This window comes from Corallococcus terminator, from assembly GCF_049194865.1.
Lineage (GTDB): Bacteria > Myxococcota > Myxococcia > Myxococcales > Myxococcaceae > Myxococcus > Myxococcus terminator_A.
Map to the genome: position 1 here is coordinate 13482 of NZ_JBLZWL010000031.1, position 15528 is coordinate 29009.

Annotated in this window: 14 protein-coding genes; 7 read left to right on the top strand and 7 right to left on the bottom strand. The window is 70.1% G+C overall.

The window, feature by feature from the left end; translation table 11 throughout:
* Positions 1-143: 143 nt before the first annotated feature.
* Both ACN469_RS12560 and ACN469_RS12565 read left to right on the top strand, forming a co-directional pair.
* Entirely contained in the window at positions 144-1115 is a 972-nt protein-coding gene (locus ACN469_RS12560) for an aldo/keto reductase (protein ID WP_498767479.1), read from the top strand.
* A gap of 151 nt (positions 1116-1266) precedes the next feature.
* Entirely contained in the window at positions 1267-1515 is a 249-nt protein-coding gene (locus tag ACN469_RS12565; RefSeq protein WP_498767481.1) for a hypothetical protein, read from the top strand.
* Positions 1516-1565: 50 nt separating this feature from the next.
* Here ACN469_RS12565 and ACN469_RS12570 read toward each other — a convergent pair whose 3' ends face one another.
* The gene (locus ACN469_RS12570; protein ID WP_498767483.1) at positions 1566-3389 is read right to left on the bottom strand and encodes a CHASE domain-containing protein; all 1824 of its coding nucleotides are present in this window, start codon (positions 3387-3389) and stop codon (positions 1566-1568) included.
* A 211-nt stretch (positions 3390-3600) separates the two neighbouring features.
* Between ACN469_RS12570 and ACN469_RS12575 the strand changes: the two genes are divergently transcribed.
* Together ACN469_RS12575 and ACN469_RS12580 are read left to right on the top strand one after the other, a co-directional pair.
* On the top strand, positions 3601-5199 hold the full coding sequence (locus ACN469_RS12575) for a phytoene desaturase family protein (protein ID WP_498767485.1): 1599 nt from the start codon (positions 3601-3603) through the stop codon (positions 5197-5199).
* A 93-nt stretch (positions 5200-5292) separates the two neighbouring features.
* Entirely contained in the window at positions 5293-6150 is an 858-nt protein-coding gene (locus ACN469_RS12580) for a hypothetical protein (protein ID WP_498767487.1), read from the top strand.
* Here ACN469_RS12580 and ACN469_RS12585 read toward each other — a convergent pair.
* Positions 6141-7865, bottom strand: a complete 1725-nt coding sequence (locus ACN469_RS12585; RefSeq protein ID WP_498767489.1) for a methyl-accepting chemotaxis protein — start codon at positions 7863-7865, stop codon at positions 6141-6143. The genes ACN469_RS12580 and ACN469_RS12585 overlap by 10 nt on opposite strands.
* Before the next feature lie 388 nt (positions 7866-8253).
* Here ACN469_RS12585 and ACN469_RS12590 point away from each other — a divergent pair, with 388 nt between their 5' ends.
* On the top strand, positions 8254-8445 hold the full coding sequence (locus ACN469_RS12590) for a CsbD family protein (protein ID WP_046716721.1): 192 nt from the start codon (positions 8254-8256) through the stop codon (positions 8443-8445).
* A gap of 76 nt (positions 8446-8521) precedes the next feature.
* Here ACN469_RS12590 and ACN469_RS12595 read toward each other — a convergent pair whose 3' ends face one another.
* Positions 8522-8680 (bottom strand): hypothetical protein, encoded by a 159-nt coding sequence (locus ACN469_RS12595; RefSeq protein ID WP_498767491.1) that lies wholly within the window; start codon positions 8678-8680, stop codon positions 8522-8524.
* A 687-nt stretch (positions 8681-9367) separates the two neighbouring features.
* On the opposite strand from ACN469_RS12595, the gene ACN469_RS12600 reads away from it, so the two are divergent.
* Both ACN469_RS12600 and ACN469_RS12605 read left to right on the top strand, forming a co-directional pair.
* On the top strand, positions 9368-10282 hold the full coding sequence (locus ACN469_RS12600; RefSeq protein WP_498767493.1) for a universal stress protein: 915 nt from the start codon (positions 9368-9370) through the stop codon (positions 10280-10282).
* A gap of 43 nt (positions 10283-10325) precedes the next feature.
* Positions 10326-12188 carry an ABC transporter ATP-binding protein gene (locus ACN469_RS12605; RefSeq protein WP_498767495.1) on the top strand — a complete coding sequence of 621 codons (1863 nt, stop codon included), beginning with the start codon at positions 10326-10328 and terminating at the stop codon, positions 12186-12188.
* A gap of 10 nt (positions 12189-12198) precedes the next feature.
* On the opposite strand, the gene ACN469_RS12610 is transcribed toward ACN469_RS12605, so the two are convergent.
* The 4 genes from ACN469_RS12610 to ACN469_RS12625 form a co-directional block, all read right to left on the bottom strand.
* Positions 12199-12810, bottom strand: a complete 612-nt coding sequence (locus ACN469_RS12610) for a HEAT repeat domain-containing protein (RefSeq protein ID WP_498767497.1) — start codon at positions 12808-12810, stop codon at positions 12199-12201.
* Positions 12811-12872: 62 nt separating this feature from the next.
* Positions 12873-13109, bottom strand: coding sequence for a hypothetical protein (locus tag ACN469_RS12615; protein WP_498767499.1), 237 nt, complete (start codon positions 13107-13109; stop codon positions 12873-12875).
* Between the two features lie 82 nt (positions 13110-13191).
* Entirely contained in the window at positions 13192-13770 is a 579-nt protein-coding gene (locus ACN469_RS12620) for a type 1 glutamine amidotransferase family protein (RefSeq protein WP_498767501.1), read from the bottom strand.
* 85 nt (positions 13771-13855) lie between these two features.
* Entirely contained in the window at positions 13856-15343 is a 1488-nt protein-coding gene (locus ACN469_RS12625; RefSeq protein ID WP_498767503.1) for a right-handed parallel beta-helix repeat-containing protein, read from the bottom strand.
* Positions 15344-15528: the final 185 nt, after the last annotated feature.

Genomic DNA, 15528 nt, shown 5'->3' on the forward strand with positions numbered 1-15528 from the left:
GGTTGATGGACAGGAATTGGACGCCGCCCGGGTTCGGGCTCGACTCGCGCGGCGCGAGCCGTCACTGTGGCGCGCTCGAACGGTAGCCGGCCGGGCCGTTCCCAACGTGCTGCGTCCTTCCAGCCGGCCGCGAGGGAGTCGACATGAAGTACACGAACCTGGGTCGCTCGGGGCTCTCCGTCAGCCGGCTGTGCCTCGGCACCATGAACTTCGGGTGGACGACCGAGGAGCCCGACGCTCACGCCATCATGGACTCCGCGCTGGAGCGTGGAATCAACTTCTTCGACACGGCCAACGTCTACGGCTGGGGCGAGAACAAGGGCCGCACCGAGCAGATCATCGGCAACTGGTTCGCGCAGGGCGGCCGTCGGCGCGAGCGCACCGTGCTCGCCACCAAGCTCTACGGCCCCATGGGGGAGTGGCCCAACGAGGGCAAGCTGTCCGCGCTCAACATCCGCCGCGCGCTGGACGCCAGCCTGAAGCGGCTGCGCACCGACTACATCGACCTGTACCAGTTCCACCACGTGGACCGCGCCACGCCGTGGGAGGAGATATGGCAGGCGATGGAGGTCGCCGTCGCCCAGGGCAAGGTGCTCTATGTCGGCAGCAGCAACTTCGCGGGCTGGCACATCGCCCAGGCCCAGGCCGCCGCCGCGCGCCGGAACTTCATGGGCCTGGTCAGCGAGCAATCCCTCTACAACCTGCTGGCGCGCACCGTGGAGCTGGAGGTGCTCCCCGCCGCTCAGCATTACGGCGTGGGCATCCTGCCGTGGTCTCCGCTCCAGGGCGGCCTGCTCGGCGGCGTGCTGAAGAAGGAGCGCGAGGGAAAGCGCCGGCTGGAAGGCCGCGCGCAGGAGGCCCTCCAGAAGAATCGCGAGAAAATCGAGCGCTACGAGAACCTCTCCGCCGAGCTGGGACACGAACCGGGGGACGTCTCGCTGGCGTGGCTGCTGCACCAGCCCGCCGTCACCGCGCCCATCATCGGACCGCGCACCGCGGGTCAGCTCGACGCGGCGCTCCGTGCGCTCGAGGTGAAGCTCGACGAGAAGACCCTGGCCACGCTGAATGAAATCTTCCCGGGTCACCGTCCCGCGCCCGAGGATTACGCCTGGTAGCGACGCCCGCGTCTCTTTGAATGCGCCAGTCTTCGTCGAGCCGTGTCCATGAAGAGGTGCCCTTCCCGGGGCACCCTGGACACCTCTTGAAAGCCTGAGGCAAGGTCCAGCTCACCGAGGGCGGTGTCGCCCTCGTCGCACCGGAGTTCACATGATGCGTCGCTTGGTCGTGCTGGTTTCGCTCCTCGGTCTGTCCGCGTGTGGTGGTGGTGTCGAGTCCGCTGGAGTCGAGCAGGAGGTCCGCTCCGAGACGGAGCAGGAGCTCTGCACCAGCGCCAATGCCTGGGAGTGTTTCTGCGCGCAGTTCAAGACGCAGGCGGCCTGTACCCAGGGGTCCCAGCGATGTGTCTGGCAGCCGTTCACGGCGGCAGCCAGCCGTTGTCTGCCGACGTACGAGTAACACCCCGCTCGCGCGCCACGAGGCGGTGGCTGTCATTGGCGAGCGCTGCCTCAGTGCATGGGCGGTCCAGGGAGCTCCGGCGGCCGGGGTGGCTTCGCGGCCCCGGCGTCGGGTCCGGCGCGCGGCAGCACGACGATGAACGTCGTGCCCTGGCCGGGGTGGCTCTCCAGGAAGATGCGGCCGCCGTGGGCCTCCACGAGCTGGCGGGTGATGTACAGGCCCAGGCCCAGGCCGCCGTAGTGACGGCTGGACACCGCGCGCTCGAAGCGGTCGAAGACGCGCTCCGCGTCCTCGGGGGCGATGCCGATGCCCCTGTCTCGCACCTCCAGGCGGGCCTCCTTCTCGTCGCCCACCACGTGCACCTCCACCGGCGCGCCGTGCCCATATTTGAGCGCGTTGGACAGGAGATTGGTGATGACCTGCTCCAGCCGCAGCCGGTCCCACCGGCCCGTCATGGGCGCGGGCGCGTCGACATCCAGGCGCACGTTCACCGTCTGCGCCTCCATCTCGAAGCGGTGCGCCAGCTCGCGCACCAGCTCTCCCAGCTCCAGCGACTCCAGCTGCAGCTCCATCTTCCCGCTCGACAGGCGGGACACGTCCAGCAGGTTGTCCACCAGCTTGGCGAGCCGGGTCATCTGGCGCTCGCAGGTCTCCACGCCGCGCTCCAGCCGGCCCAGGTCCAGCGGCTCTCGCTGGTGAAGCTGCCGGAAGAGGAGCTGGAGCTGGAGCTTCAGGGCCGTGAGCGGCGTGCGCAGCTCGTGAGCGGCGACGCTGAGGAACTCGTCGCGGATGCGCACCGCCGCCTGGGCCTCGTCCGCCAGCCGTCGCTGCTCGGCGCTGGCGCGCTCCGCGGAGTCCCTCGCGTTGGCCTGGGCGCGCGTGACGAGGAACACCAGCAGCGACATCAGCAGCCCGCCGGCCGCCACGGTGACGGGATGGTTGGAGCGCGTCCCCTCGATGAAGGCGGGTCGGGCGGTGAACACCAGCGTCCACGGCTCTCCGGCCACCGACATCGGGAGTTGCGAGCGCAGCAGGCCGCGCTCGCCGGGAGGACGCTCGGCGCTCGAGGCGAAGAGCAGGTCCTGCTCGTGCGCTTCTCTCCCATCGTAGATGTCCAGGTCGATGGTGGACTGGAAGCCGGGGAAGCGCAGGCCCTCCACCAGGTCCTTCATGCGAAAGACGCCGAACACGAAGCCCAGGAGCCGCGCTCGGCGCTCCTCGGGCGTGGTGGGCTCCGGCTTGTCGTAGAGCGGCACGTAGATCACGAAGCCCGCCTGGCGGTCCCGGTCTCCCTCCTGCTCCGACACCAGCCGCAGCTTGCCGGTCGCCGCGGGCAGCCCCGTCTCCAGCGCGCGCTGGAGCGCCGCGTGCCGCACGGGCTCCGACAGCGCGTCGAAGCCGAGCGCGCGGGCGTTGCGCGCGTCGAAGGGCTCCACCATCACGATGACGGCATGGTACGGCCGCTCGAGTCGGGGCTGGACGCGGTACCCGGGGACGCCCTCGGCGCGCATCCGTGCTTCGTGCTCCGAAAGCGTGTCCTCCTGAATCCACTGCGCGAAGCCGATGCTCTGGATGCCGGGGAAGCGCTGCCTGGCCTCCAGGCTCTCCGTGTACGCGCGGAACTCCGCGCGCTCCACCTTCTGGCTGCCACTGAAGACGCCGCGCGTGCCCAGCAGCATCGCCTGGTACATGTCCAGGCGCAGCTGGAGGGCCACCGTGCCGTCGGTGACGGCGTCCTCGAAGAGCTGCTCGCGCCGCAGGGCCACGCCGCGCTGGACGTAGGACGTAGCTCCGGCGGTGATGAGCAGCCCCATCAACAGGGCGAAGTACGCGGCCGCGTCGCGGCGCAGGTGGGAGAGGAGGGGGGTCGACACGGCCGCGCGGGAGCAGAACCGGAGGGAGGTGGCCGGGGAAGGGGCCGGGAGGACGACGAGGCGAGCTTCGAGTGCGCGGCGGCCCCCTTCAAGCCGTCCCCGCTCCCACGTGTCTTCCAGGAGAAACGCCCGGGGGCGAAACACAATGCCCGCCTGCCCGTCCGCACCTGGGACACTGCAACGGGTGCTCGCTCAGGGCATTCTAGGAGCCATGGTGCGTCACGTCATCGTCGTGGGAGCGGGACCGGGCGGACTGTCCGCCGCCATCAACCTGGCCGGACAGGGCTTTCGAGTCACGGTGGTGGAGAAGGACCCCGTGCCCGGCGGCCGGATGAAGGGGCTGAAGCTCGGACCCCAGGGCGAGTATTCGCTCGATACCGGTCCTTCCATCCTCCAGCTCCCCGGCGTCCTGGAGCGCATCTTCGAGCGGGCGGGACGACGACTGGCGGACTACGTGAAGCTGGTCCCCCTGGACATCAACACCCGGGTGCACTTCTGGGACGGCACCCACCTGGACACCAGCCGCCACCCGGAGCGCATGGAGGCGGAGCTCGCCCGCTTCGGCCCCTCACAGGTGGAGGCGATGCGTCGGTGGCTGGCGGACGGCCGGGAGAAGTACGGCGTCGCGTACGAGAAGTTCATCTGCACGCACGCGGGCAGCCTGGGCTACTACGCGCCCTGGCGTCTGGCGCCCACGCTGCGCTTCAAGCCGTGGCAGACGCTGTACCGGCACCTGGACTCCTTCTTCCATGACGACCGGCTGACGTACGCGCTGGCGTACCCGTCCAAGTACCTGGGCCTGCACCCGACGACGTGCTCGTCGGTGTTCAGCGTGATTCCCTTCCTGGAGCTGGCCTTCGGTGTGTGGCACGTGGACGGCGGCTTCCGCGAGCTGGCGCGAGGGATGATGCGCTGCGCGCAGGACCTGGGCGCGACGTTCCGCATGGGCGCGCCGGTGGAGCGCGTGCGCGTGGAGGCGGGGCGCGTGGTGGGCGTGAAGCTCGTGGGTGGCGAGGTGCTGGACGCGGACGCGGTGGTGATGAACGCGGACCTGCCGTACGCGGCGACGAAGCTGGTGCCCGCCGAGTCGCGCGAGGGCTCGCGGCTGACGGACGCGGCGCTGGAGAAGGCGAAGTATTCGTGCAGCACCTTCATGGCGTACTACGGGCTGGACACGCGCTACGAGGACCTGCCGCACCACCTCATCTATCTCTCGGAGGCCGCGCGGCGCACGGACCGCGACGCGCTGGAGGACCGGAGCGTCGACGTGGACGACCCGCCCTTCTACGTGTGCAACCCGTGCGTGACGGACCCGTCCGGCGCGCCCAAGGGACACTCCACGCTCTACGTGCTCGTGCCCACGCCCAACACGGCGCGTCCGGTGGACTGGGCGAAGACGGAGGCCAAGCTGCGCGAGCGCATCCCCGACATGCTGGCGAAGGTAGGCCTGAAGGGCGTGCGCCAGCACATCCGCGAGGAGCGCTACTTCACCGCGGAGACGTGGCGGGACGACTTCAACGTGTTCCGTGGCGCCGTCTTCAATCTCTCTCATACATGGCTGCAATTGGGCCCGCTGCGGCCCCGGGTGAAGAGTCCGCACGTGGAGGGCCTGTTCTGGGTGGGCGGTGGCACGCATCCGGGCAGCGGGTTGCTCACCATCATGGAGAGCGCCAACATCGCCGCGGACTACCTCAACCGCGAGGCGGGCCAGGGCCCGCTGCCGGGCTGGCCGTATGTGCCGCCGCTCGACGAGGCGACGCGCGATGCCCAGGGCCCGTCGGTGCAGGCGCCCAAGGCGCGCGCTGGCTGAGCCTCCCTCCTCTCCGTGCGAACGGCGGGCCCGGCTCGCGCGGCGGCGTGACGGGTGCGAAGCTGTCACCCTGTCCCTGGAGGTCGCGAGCGCATGCCCTTCTTCATCCCATTCGCGGTGGGTGGCCTGGTGCTGACGGCGCTGGGGCTCGGCGTGAAGCGGGCCTTTGACGAGGGCCTCGTGGGGCCTCCGGAGCCGCTGGAGGTCCGCGCGGCGAAGGCGCGGCACGCCTCGGCGCTGGGGGCGCTCAAGTCCACCCGGCTGCGCGTGCGGGACGCCATGGCCTCGCTCGGTGAGCGGCAGGTGAAGGCGAAGGCGCAAGTCGTGGAGCCGCTGCGCGGACTGCTGGCGCGGCTGGAGCGGTGGGAGTCCGCGCGGCGCGAAGACGTCCTCCCGGCCGAGGCCCTGTCCGCGCTGGAGGCGCTGCCCCTGGAGCCCGTGTCTCGCGGCGCCCGGCGCGCGTGGCCGCTCTTCGGCGCGGGGGCGACGGCGCCGTCGGAGCTGGTGCCGGTGCTGGAGTGGCTGGAGCGCGGCTGGCTCCAGGCGGACGCGGTGCCGGTGGTGCTGGAGGGGATGTCGCTGTTCGACGCCGTGGCGCCCTGGGCCGTCTCGCCCGCGCCGGACACGGCGGAGGCGCGCGTGCGGAGCCTGGATGACAGCGCGGCGGTGCTGACGCGGGCCACGGCCTTCCTGGAGGACTTGCTCACCCGCCTGGTCACGCTCGACGCGCGCGTGGGTGTCCTTCAGGGGCGCGCGGAGGTGCAGCTCACCTACCTGGACGCGGCCAGCTTCGAGGAGGGCGGCGCGGCGCCTCGCGAGCGGCTGTCGCGCCTGGGCGTGCTCGCGGGGCGGCTGGTGGTGCTGCTGCGCGCGCCGGTGCTGGCGTCGGATGGGAGGCTCGTGCCGGAGCCTCCCGTGTCACTGGAGGAAGCGCCGCTGGCTCAGACGTAGCGCTGCGCGAGCTGGGACACCTGGCCCGTCGCGTGGGTGACGGCGACGGCGGCCTGCTGCGTGGTGTCCAGGTGGCGCAGCGTGTCCGTCGTCAGCTCGTCCAGCTCGCGCACGGCGGCGAAGAGCTGGTCCACGCCCTGGTGCTGCTGGGCCACGGCCTCCGCGATTTGACGCACGGCGGACGCGGACTCTCGAGACAGCGTGGCCAGCTCGCGCAGCCGCTCTCCGCTGGTGCGCAGCGGCGTCAGCGCCGTCTCCACGCCCGCGGCGCCCTTGTCGGTCATCTCCGTGGCCTGGGTGGCGGCGGCGGCCATCGTCTCCAGGAGGCCTCGCACCTGGTTGGTGGCCTGGACGGACTGGTCCGCCAGCTCGCGCATCTGCCGCGCCACCACGCCAAAGCCCTTGCCGTGCTCACCCGCGCGCGTCGCTTCGATGGCGGCGTTGATGGCCAGCATGTGCGACTGGTCCGCCAGCGCCTTCACCACCTCCGACACCCGGCCGACCTCGCGGGCGCGCTGCTCCAGGTCCATCATCTGGTCATGCAGCCCGTCGGCGATTTCGCGGATGGACTTGAGGCCCTTCTCGGTGCCGAGCAGGGACTCTTCGCCCAGCCGGCCCACGGCGGCGGCGCGCTCGGCGACCTGGAGGATGCTGGTGGCCCGCGAGGCGGCGACGTGTGACGCCTGCTGGATTTCCTGTGCGGTGGCGCGGGCCTGATGCAGCGCCGCGGCCTGGCGCGACAGCGTCTGGTTCTGCTGGCTGCTGGCCTCCGACAGCCGCGTGCCGGCCTGGGCCAGGTCACCCGCTGAGGAGCGCAGCGAGCGGGGCAGCTCCTGGAGCCGCTGGTAGAGCTGCCACGTCGTCGCGGCCAGGTCGCCCAGCTCGTCCGTGGACACCCAGCGCGGCGGCGCGGCGCGGCCTTCCACCAGCGCCTCCAGCGACTCACCCACCGCCCGCGAGCCCTTCGCGAGCCTCCGCGCGGCCCACGCCGCAGTGAGGATGGAGCCCAGCGCGGCATAGCCGCCGAACATGATGACCGGCAGCACCAAATCGCGCTGCAGCGGCGCCACCGTGGCGCGCACGCGGTCCGCCGACGCGGCCTGGCCTCGCGACGCGATGTCCGTCGCCAGCTCGCCCAGCTCCCGCTCGATTCTCAGGTGCAGGGTGACGATGCTCGTCAGACACGTGACGAGCAGCGCGGACACGACGGTGGCGGGCAGGAGCCACAGCTGCCGGGGCGCGAAGCCATCGCCCGCGGGCCGGCTGCTGGGGGCCTTCTGGTACGCGTCCAGCACGGTGGGCATCAGCACCTGCTCATAGAGCATGTACAAGAGCGGGCTGCTGAACAGGCCCGCGCTCATCGACACCGCCACGCCCACCGGCACCACCGACAGGGGCCGGTCCAACAGCAGCGCCACGCCACCGTTGAAGAGCACCCCGCCGATGAACCACGACACCATCGACTCGCCGAACGCCAGCGTGGAGGGGATGCGGATCAACCGCTCCACGCGCTGCTTTCCTTGCGAGGCCATGGCGCGCTTCAAGAGCCACGGAAGCACAAGCACCGGCTGCGCCACCGCGCACAACCCCAGCACCAGCGGGGTGATGACTCCCAGCAGGATGCGCATGGCGCGCGGTCCCTCGAGTGAGAGCAATTGCATGTCCACGTACAGGGCCGGACAGAAGGCCACCGTCGTGATGAGGGACCGCAACATGTACATCCGCCAGAACAGCGCGCCAGGGGTCGGAAGCGGAGGAGTAGACATCGGGAAGCAGTGACTCCGGGGTGGCAGTGACTTGAGCGTGCGGGCCGGCGCGCTCTGCGTCAATGTCCCGTTTCAGCCTGAGAGGAGGATTCCAGCCAGGTAGCGTGTCTGCCTGGTCCTGCGGACCCTACCCCCAGTCTGTCTGCATGTCAGTCAATTCCAGGAAAATTATGGGATTACCACCCTGTGAGAAGCAGGCGGCTGATACCGGCACCTACATCTCGTCCACCGCTCGCAGAGCAGGCGAGCACGCCCGCGACGCCTGCACGCCAGCGGGTGGGTGTTCACACTTTCACCACAACGGCTCTCAGGAGCTCACAGCCAAAGGAGACGCGTCATGGGTGAGTTGATCGACAAGGCCAAGGGCAAGATCAAGGAGACCGTGGGCGCCGCGACGGGAGACCGCTCGCTGGAGGCCGAAGGCAAGGTCGACACGGCCAAGGGCCACGCCAAGGAGAAGCTCGAGGACGCCAAGCGCGCGGTCCGCGACGCGGTGGACGATGACAAGCCTCGCCGCGATGAGCCCTAGTCGGATGTCGTGAAGTTTGAAGCTGACGGCCGGGTCGCGGGGCATGCCCTCGCGGCCCGTCGCCGTCGTCGCCGCCCTAGCGCTTCACCACGGGCGGACACGCCACTTCAAGAAACGTCGTGGTCTTCCCACTGAGCATCACCCACAAGCAGCGCAGCACACAGCCCGCGCCGAACTCTCGGTAGATGAGACCCAGATTGGTGACCACCTCTCTGCCGGTGATGACCCCGCGCATTGCGCCCTCCCCCTTCTGCTTCGTCCCGTCCGTCCCGCCACCCCACCGCGCTGCCGCCGCACCCCATCTGCAAAGCCCTGGCCGTGCTTCACGCGGCCCGCAGTCCTCGCTCTGTTGCTCGGCGAACGTGCCAAGCGGGCCAATCCTCACGTCGGGGTGCCTGGCCCTCGCGGCTCACGTGAGATACGGACGCCAGCCGCCTGGAGTTTTTTCAGGGAGGCCGTCCACCGTGCGACGCACTTCTCCTCCCCGCGCGCAGCGAGGGCTCGCACCCTCGCCACCCTCGCGACGCCGCGTCCCATGCAACGCGGTGTCGTGCTCCACCCTCACCCAGGTCTGAGTCGAGGCGGCGCGAGTGTCAGCGCGCCATCCGCCGGGACACGCGCCGGGCGCACGACGTCCAGGCCGGGGGGCGAGAAGGGCGCGCGAGGACGGGAGGGCTTCGTCGTCCGCTCGGGCACACGGCGTCCCCGAAGCCAGGGTGGCATCTGGGCGCGTCGGCCTGAATCTTCGGTGCGAGGACCTGGCTCTCGCCGCGACGCGGCGGCGGCGGACCGACGAGCAACGGCTCGCCCAGGTCGTGTCGGGTGCATGGGATGGCGTGTCACCGCCCCACGGCGCCGACACTAAAGAAGTGAGGACAGACGAAAGGAGGGTCTCGCGATGAGGCAGCACGAGCTGACCCGAATGGACATTCCCTCGATGTCTCCGGGGCCCTTCCGGGGCCCGAGGGGGATGACGCGCGTGGTGGTGGCGACGGACTTCTCCCTGCGCTCCGAGCTGGCGATGGCCCGCGCGCTGAGGCTGCCGCTGGGCCAGGGCGCTTCCTTCACGTTGCTGCACGCGGGGCCGCTGTTGGAGGGCACACCCGCGGGGGGAGTCGTGGCGGGAGAGCGCTGTCTGCGCAAGGCGGTGAACGCGGTGTCTCGTCGGCTGCGGCAGCGGCCCGACGTGACGGTGAGCCAGGAGCTGCGGCGTGGAGACGCGGTGGACGCGGCGGTGGCGGTGGCGCGCGAGCGGGGCGCGGAGCTGGTGGTGCTGGGCGGCACGCACGTGATGACGCCGGGGCGGGAGCTGGGAGAGCGCTCGACGGTGCGGCGCATGGTGCGGCGGCTGGACACGTCGGTGCTGGCGGTGCTGCCGCATCCGGCGCGGCCGTACGCGAGCCCCTTGGTCGCGGTGGACTTCTCGCGCGAGTCGCGGCGGGCGCTGGAGCTGACGTTGCGGCTGTGCCCCCTGACGCCCGTGGAGGTGCTGCACGTGGTGGACACCCGCGCGGACGAGGCGGAGCTGCGCGCGCGCGGGGCGTCACCGGAGCGCTTCCTGGTGTTGCAGCGGGAGCGGGAGGATGCCGCGCGGTTGGCGCTCGCCCGCTTCCTGGCCCCCTACCGGGAGACGGGGTGCGAGCTGGAAGCCCGGCTGCGTGGAGGAGAGCCGGGGGAGAGCATCCTCGCGCATGCCGCCGAGCTGGGCACGGACCTGCTGGCGCTGGCGGGCTCGGGCTCGTCCGAGGGGTGCGGCGTCTCGCTGGCGGAGCGGGTGCTGGCGAGGTCCTCGTGCGACGTGCTGGTGTCCCGGCACGAAGGGCGCGCGGTGTCGTGAGGGGGCAAGCGCGCGGACGCCGGGCGCGTTATGAACGCGCCCTGTGTCTCCTCGTCCTCCTGAATCCACGCCCCCCGCGAAGACCTCTCTCAAGCAACGCCTGAAGGGCGCCGGGAGCCTGTTCCGGCAGCTCCCCGGCACCTTCCACCTCTTCTGGCGGGCCAGCCCCCGGGGCGCGGTGTTGCTGGGCGCGCTGACGCTGGTGGCGGCGGTGCTGCCGGCGGCCATCGCCTGGGTGGGCAAGCTGATTGTCGACGCGGTGGTGGCGTCCGCGCAGGGCTCGGCGGAGGCGCACTCGCGCGTCTTCGGCCTGGTGGGGCTGGAGTTCGGGCTGATGCTCGTCTCGGGCGTGGTGGAGCGTTCGCTGACGCTGACGCGGGAGCTCTTGCGCGCCAACCTGGGCAACCTGCTCAACGAGCGGATTCTCCAGAAGGCGTTGGACCTGGAGCTCCAGCACTTCGAGGACTCGGAGACCTACGACAAGATGCAGAACGCGCGGCGCGAGGCGAGCAGCCGGCCGCTGTCGCTGGTGATGCAGGCGTTCTCCATCGTCCGCAACGCGATTACCTTGTCCACCTTCGCGGCGCTGTTGGTCGCGCTGTCGCCGTGGAGCGTCGTCGTGCTGGTGGCGGCGTCCATTCCCGCGTTCATCGCGGAGGCGCGGCTGGCGATGGCGGGCTTCCGGCTCTACTCGTGGCGCGCGCCGGAGGGGCGCAAGCTGAACTACCTGGAGTGGATTCTCACGCGCGACAGCCACGTGAAGGAAGTGAAGCTCTTCGGGTTGGGGGACCTGGTGCTGGGGCGCTACCGGGAGCTGTTCCGCAAGTTCTTCGCGGAGGACCGGGCGCTGGCCTTCAAGCGGATGGGGTGGGGGCTGGGGCTGGGGCTCTTGTCGCTGGCGGCCTTCTACGGCTGCTATCTGTTCGTCGCGGGGCGGGCGGCGGATGGGACCATCACCTTGGGCGACATGGTGCTGTACCTGGGCGTGTTCCGGCAGGGGCAGGCGGCGTTCCAGGGCATCCTGACGAGCGTGGGCTCCATGTACGAGGACGCGCTCTTCATGAGCAATCTCTTCACGTACCTGGAGATTCCGACGGGCGCCGAGACGTCCCGGGTGCTGCCGGCGAAGTCACCGCCGCGCGGGCCCATCAACGACATCGAGCTGCGCGACGTGTCCTTCCGCTATCCGGGGAAGGAGGCGTGGGCGCTGCGGCACGTGTCGTTGACGCTGCGGCCGGGACAGAAGCTGGCGCTGGTGGGGGAGAACGGGGCGGGGAAGAGCACGCTGGTGAAGCTGATGTTGCGGCTGTACGAGCCGACGGAGGGGACCATCCTCTACGGGGGCGTGGACATCCGCGACATGGACGTGGGGGATTTGCGCAGCCGCTTCGGGGCGGTGTTCCAGGACTTCGTGCGCTACCAGTTCAACGTGGCGGAGAACATCGGGCTGGGGCACGTGCCCGCGCTGGATGACCGGGGCCGCATCGTGAAGGCGGCGGAGCAGGGCGGGGCGAGCGGGGTGATTGAGACGCTGCCCAGCCAGTACGACACGATGCTGGGCGGGTGGTTCGAGAAGGGGCAGGAGCTGTCCGCGGGGCAGTGGCAGAAGCTGGCGGTGGCGCGAGCGTTCATGCGCGACGACGCGGAGGTGCTGATTCTGGATGAGCCCACGGCGAGCATCGACGCGGAGGCGGAGCACGCGCTGTTCGAGCGCTTCCAGGCGCTGGCGGCGGACCGCATCGCGATTGTGATTTCGCACCGCTTCTCCACGGTGCGGATGGCGGACCAGATCGCCGTGCTGCACAACGGCGGAGTGGACGAGCTGGGCAGCCACGACGCGCTGATGGCGAAGGACGGGCGCTACGCGCACCTGTTCCGCTTGCAGGCGCGCGGCTATCAGAGCTGAGGCGAGGCGCTCACACCCGCTCGTCGCGATGCAGGACGGGGACGCGCTCGGGAGTCTCTTTCGCCTCGATGTGGTCGATGGCGTCGAGCGCCTCCTCGGCGACGTACCACCAGCCCGGGTTCACCCGCTCGTCCTCCTGGGCGACCTGGCGGAGCGCGGGGATGGCGGGACGGTGCTTGAGGGCGCCGAGGGCGAAGCAGGCCCAGAAGCGCAGCTCGACGGCGGGGTGCTCCAGGAAGCCGACGAGGGCCCTGAGGACCCGAGGTTGCTGGCGAGCCGATGGCGAAGCCCCGAAGGCCTCGATGGCCTGACAGCGGACGCTCATGAGCTCATGGGGGTCCTCGGCGGCTTCGAGCAGGGCGTCGATGACGACAGGGTCGCCCTTCCCGAGGCTGCAGAGCAGCCAGGCGCAGGCCTCGCGGGCCTTGGGGTCGGCGGTGGTGCGCAGGAGCCGGGCCAGGTGGCGCGCGGTGACGGGGTCCTTGTCGTTCAGCAGGACCATGGCCGCCTGATGGCGGGAGGCCTCGTCACCTGTCTCGAGCAGGCCGAGCAGGCGCGCCACCTCCGCTGAAGGAGGCTGGGAGGCTTGGGGGCGGGCAGGACGCTTCAGGGAAAGCTTCATGAGAGCACTCTCCATGAGCCCAAGATGGGGAAGACGGGTGGAGCCGGCCCGCTCGAAGGGTCCTACCGCTTCCGAGGGGCCCTGCCCTTGAGGGCGAGCAGGGAGCCCAGGGCATAGAGCACCACGCACAGCGAGACAGTCCCCACGATTGCGCCGCCGATGAAGCCACCGAGCCCGCGCACGGCGCCGCCGACGAAGCCCTCGAGTCCCCAGATGGGGTCCGAGGTGATGCCCCACACGGCGCCCGCGATGCCGCTGAGGGTGGCGCTGGCGAGGAGGAAGGGCTCGAGGAGGGTCATGGTCTGCCTCGTGACGCGGCGGGAGCGGGGGGGCTCCCACCATTGAAGCACAGGGGAGAGGCCCCCTGTGTGCGCGGAGGGCTCAGGTGGGCTGGTGCTCGCGTCCGAACTCCGTGACGAACTCGGCCAGGGGCTTGGTGGCGTCGGGGTGCAGGGCGCCGAGCACTTCCGAGGCGAAGCTCGTGGGCGCCGAGCCCGACGCGGTGACGATTCGTCCGTCGCGCACCGCGCGGGGCCCCGGTCGATAGTGCGCGGCGCCCCGGTAGGCGGGGGCCTGTTGCTGGAGGAAGTCGAGGGCGTTGCTGGTGTGCGCGCGGTCATCGAGCAGGCCGGCCCGGGCCAGCGCGAGCGTCGCGCCGCAGATTCCGGCGACGACGAGGCCCGCCTCCGCCGCGCGTCGCAGCAGGGGCGTGAGGTCGGGGCTGGCGGGCGTCATCCAGAGCGAAGAGCCAATCAGCACGAGCGCATCGGCCTGGTCGGTGGAGAAGTCCTCGAGCGCTCCGTGGACCTGGAGGGTCATTCCGCCGATGGACGGAACCGGACGTCCTCCTGGAGACCACCACGACACCTGGTCGCCGAATTCCTCGCGAGCCACCGCCGCCAGCAGCGCGGGCTCCCAGTCGGCGAACGGCTCCACCACGACGAATGCGATACGGGCCAACAGCGTGCTCCTCGTTGAATGAGCCCCGAGGATAGGGACAGTGCGACGAGGGGACAATGCGAGGGGCTGCCCCCCTTCAATCATTTCAGCGGGGGGCCACGAGGACCCTCACCGAGAACTGGTCCAGGTAGGACGAGGCCAGCGCGCCGAGCCACCGGGAGTGGCTTTCCTCCCACAAGAGGTCAGTGATGGTGAAGACGCCCGTGGTGCCCACATAGCGGTTGCGGTCCATGCCCATTCCGGGCCGGGAGGAGGGCTGCCCCAGCCGCACGAACAGCCGCATGTCGTTCAGGACGTTGTCGTAGACGATGAGTCCCTGCACGGTGTTGGGCTCGTCCGCGGCGAGCCGCATCCCCGCGTCGGCGGTCCGCTCGATGTGGTTGCCGATGATGTGCACGCCTCTCGCCTTCACGACGCGGATGCCCTGGCCGTTGTTGCGGTTCGCGTAGTCATGGATGTCATGGATGTGATTGTTGGAGACCTGCACGTTGGCGGGGCGGTCAACGGGGTTGTTCCCACCGATGGAGACGCCCCGGCCCGCCTGGAAGATTTCATTGCCCAGAATCTGGACGTTCATCGCGTCCTCGTGAATCAGCACCCCTTCCGCGGCGGAGGCGTTGGCCTGCCAGGGATAGCGCTCGATGTTCGGGAAGTCGTAGATGATGTTCTGGTGGATGAGGATGTCATCGCAGGCCTTGATGTCGACGCCATTCTCCCCGGCCGCGTGCAGCTTGTTCTTCTCGATGAGGAGGATGGCGGGCCGGCCGCCATTCGGCTGGCATTGCACCCCGTCACCCGAGACGTCGTGGATGTCGTTCTCCACGATGAAGACGTTGCGGGACACGCCTCGCACCGCCACGCCGTGCGAGTCCATGTTCGTCTTGGCGAAGTCGTGGATTTCATTGTTGTCGATGAGGACGTAGTCCGCGTAGCTGACGACGACACCGCCGCCGGCCCGGCCTCCGTGCAGCGTCGAGTCGAGGAGCCGGGAGCAGGTGGTATTCGTCTCGAAGAGGGCGCCGAACGACGGCCGGCCCTGGACATCCACCTCGAAGCCCTGGACGACCCAGTACGGCTGGCTCACCGCGACCAGGCTGCCGACGTCGGTGTCGGAGGGAAGGATGCGAGGGCGCCTTGCCATCTCACCCCGCAGGATGATGGGCGCATCGGCGGTTCCCGGTCGGGCCCCCTTCGCGGCGGTGATGGCGACCTGCTCTCTGTAGTCGCCTGCTCTCACCAGGATGATGTTCCCCGGCCGTGCGGCCTTCACCGCCGCCATGATGGTGGAGTAGGGATTCGCGTTGGACCCCAGTGGCTTCGTGGGGGTCCTCGGGCCATTCTTCGACACGTGGAGCGTGGGGCCCCTGGCCTGTTCCACCTTGGGACAGTGGTCGTAGAAGATATCCTCCGTGAAGGCAGGTCCCTGGCTCGCGGTTTGCGTCTCCAGTTCGTCTGACAAAGCGCCCTCGCCGGGTGCGTCCCCTGGACCCGCGCCACAGCCCAGCGCGCCACTTCCCATCCATGCGATGAAAGCCAGACGCGTGAGCGTTTGCCCCAACCGGTGCTTCTTCATGCCCGTCCCCCTCGTGGCCTGCCACCGCGAGCCTCCATGGTTGTAACGAACCCCCGCCACATCAAGCTCGTAGCCCCGCGGGGCGGACGCGCTCTTGTCCATACCTCCCCGGGGTAGGTCCCTCCCGCGCGCGCTTGTGGAAGCTTCCCAGGGGCCCGCATCCGCGGGACTCGACCGGTGGGGAA

Excerpts from the sequence above, each read along its gene's own strand:
- ACN469_RS12595 (WP_498767491.1), bottom strand. The coding sequence starts at position 8,680 with ATGCGCGGGGTCATCACCGGCAGAGAGGTGGTCACCAATCTGGGTCTC.
- ACN469_RS12575 (WP_498767485.1), top strand. The coding sequence starts at position 3,601 with ATGGTGCGTCACGTCATCGTCGTGGGAGCGGGACCGGGCGGACTGTCC.
- ACN469_RS12615 (WP_498767499.1), bottom strand. The coding sequence starts at position 13,109 with ATGACCCTCCTCGAGCCCTTCCTCCTCGCCAGCGCCACCCTCAGCGGC.
- ACN469_RS12610 (WP_498767497.1), bottom strand. The coding sequence starts at position 12,810 with ATGAAGCTTTCCCTGAAGCGTCCTGCCCGCCCCCAAGCCTCCCAGCCT.
- ACN469_RS12590 (WP_046716721.1), top strand. The coding sequence starts at position 8,254 with ATGGGTGAGTTGATCGACAAGGCCAAGGGCAAGATCAAGGAGACCGTG.
- ACN469_RS12625 (WP_498767503.1), bottom strand. The coding sequence starts at position 15,343 with ATGAAGAAGCACCGGTTGGGGCAAACGCTCACGCGTCTGGCTTTCATC.
- ACN469_RS12580 (WP_498767487.1), top strand. The coding sequence starts at position 5,293 with ATGCCCTTCTTCATCCCATTCGCGGTGGGTGGCCTGGTGCTGACGGCG.
- ACN469_RS12585 (WP_498767489.1), bottom strand. The coding sequence starts at position 7,865 with ATGTTGCGGTCCCTCATCACGACGGTGGCCTTCTGTCCGGCCCTGTAC.
- ACN469_RS12600 (WP_498767493.1), top strand. The coding sequence starts at position 9,368 with ATGGACATTCCCTCGATGTCTCCGGGGCCCTTCCGGGGCCCGAGGGGG.
- ACN469_RS12565 (WP_498767481.1), top strand. The coding sequence starts at position 1,267 with ATGATGCGTCGCTTGGTCGTGCTGGTTTCGCTCCTCGGTCTGTCCGCG.
- ACN469_RS12560 (WP_498767479.1), top strand. The coding sequence starts at position 144 with ATGAAGTACACGAACCTGGGTCGCTCGGGGCTCTCCGTCAGCCGGCTG.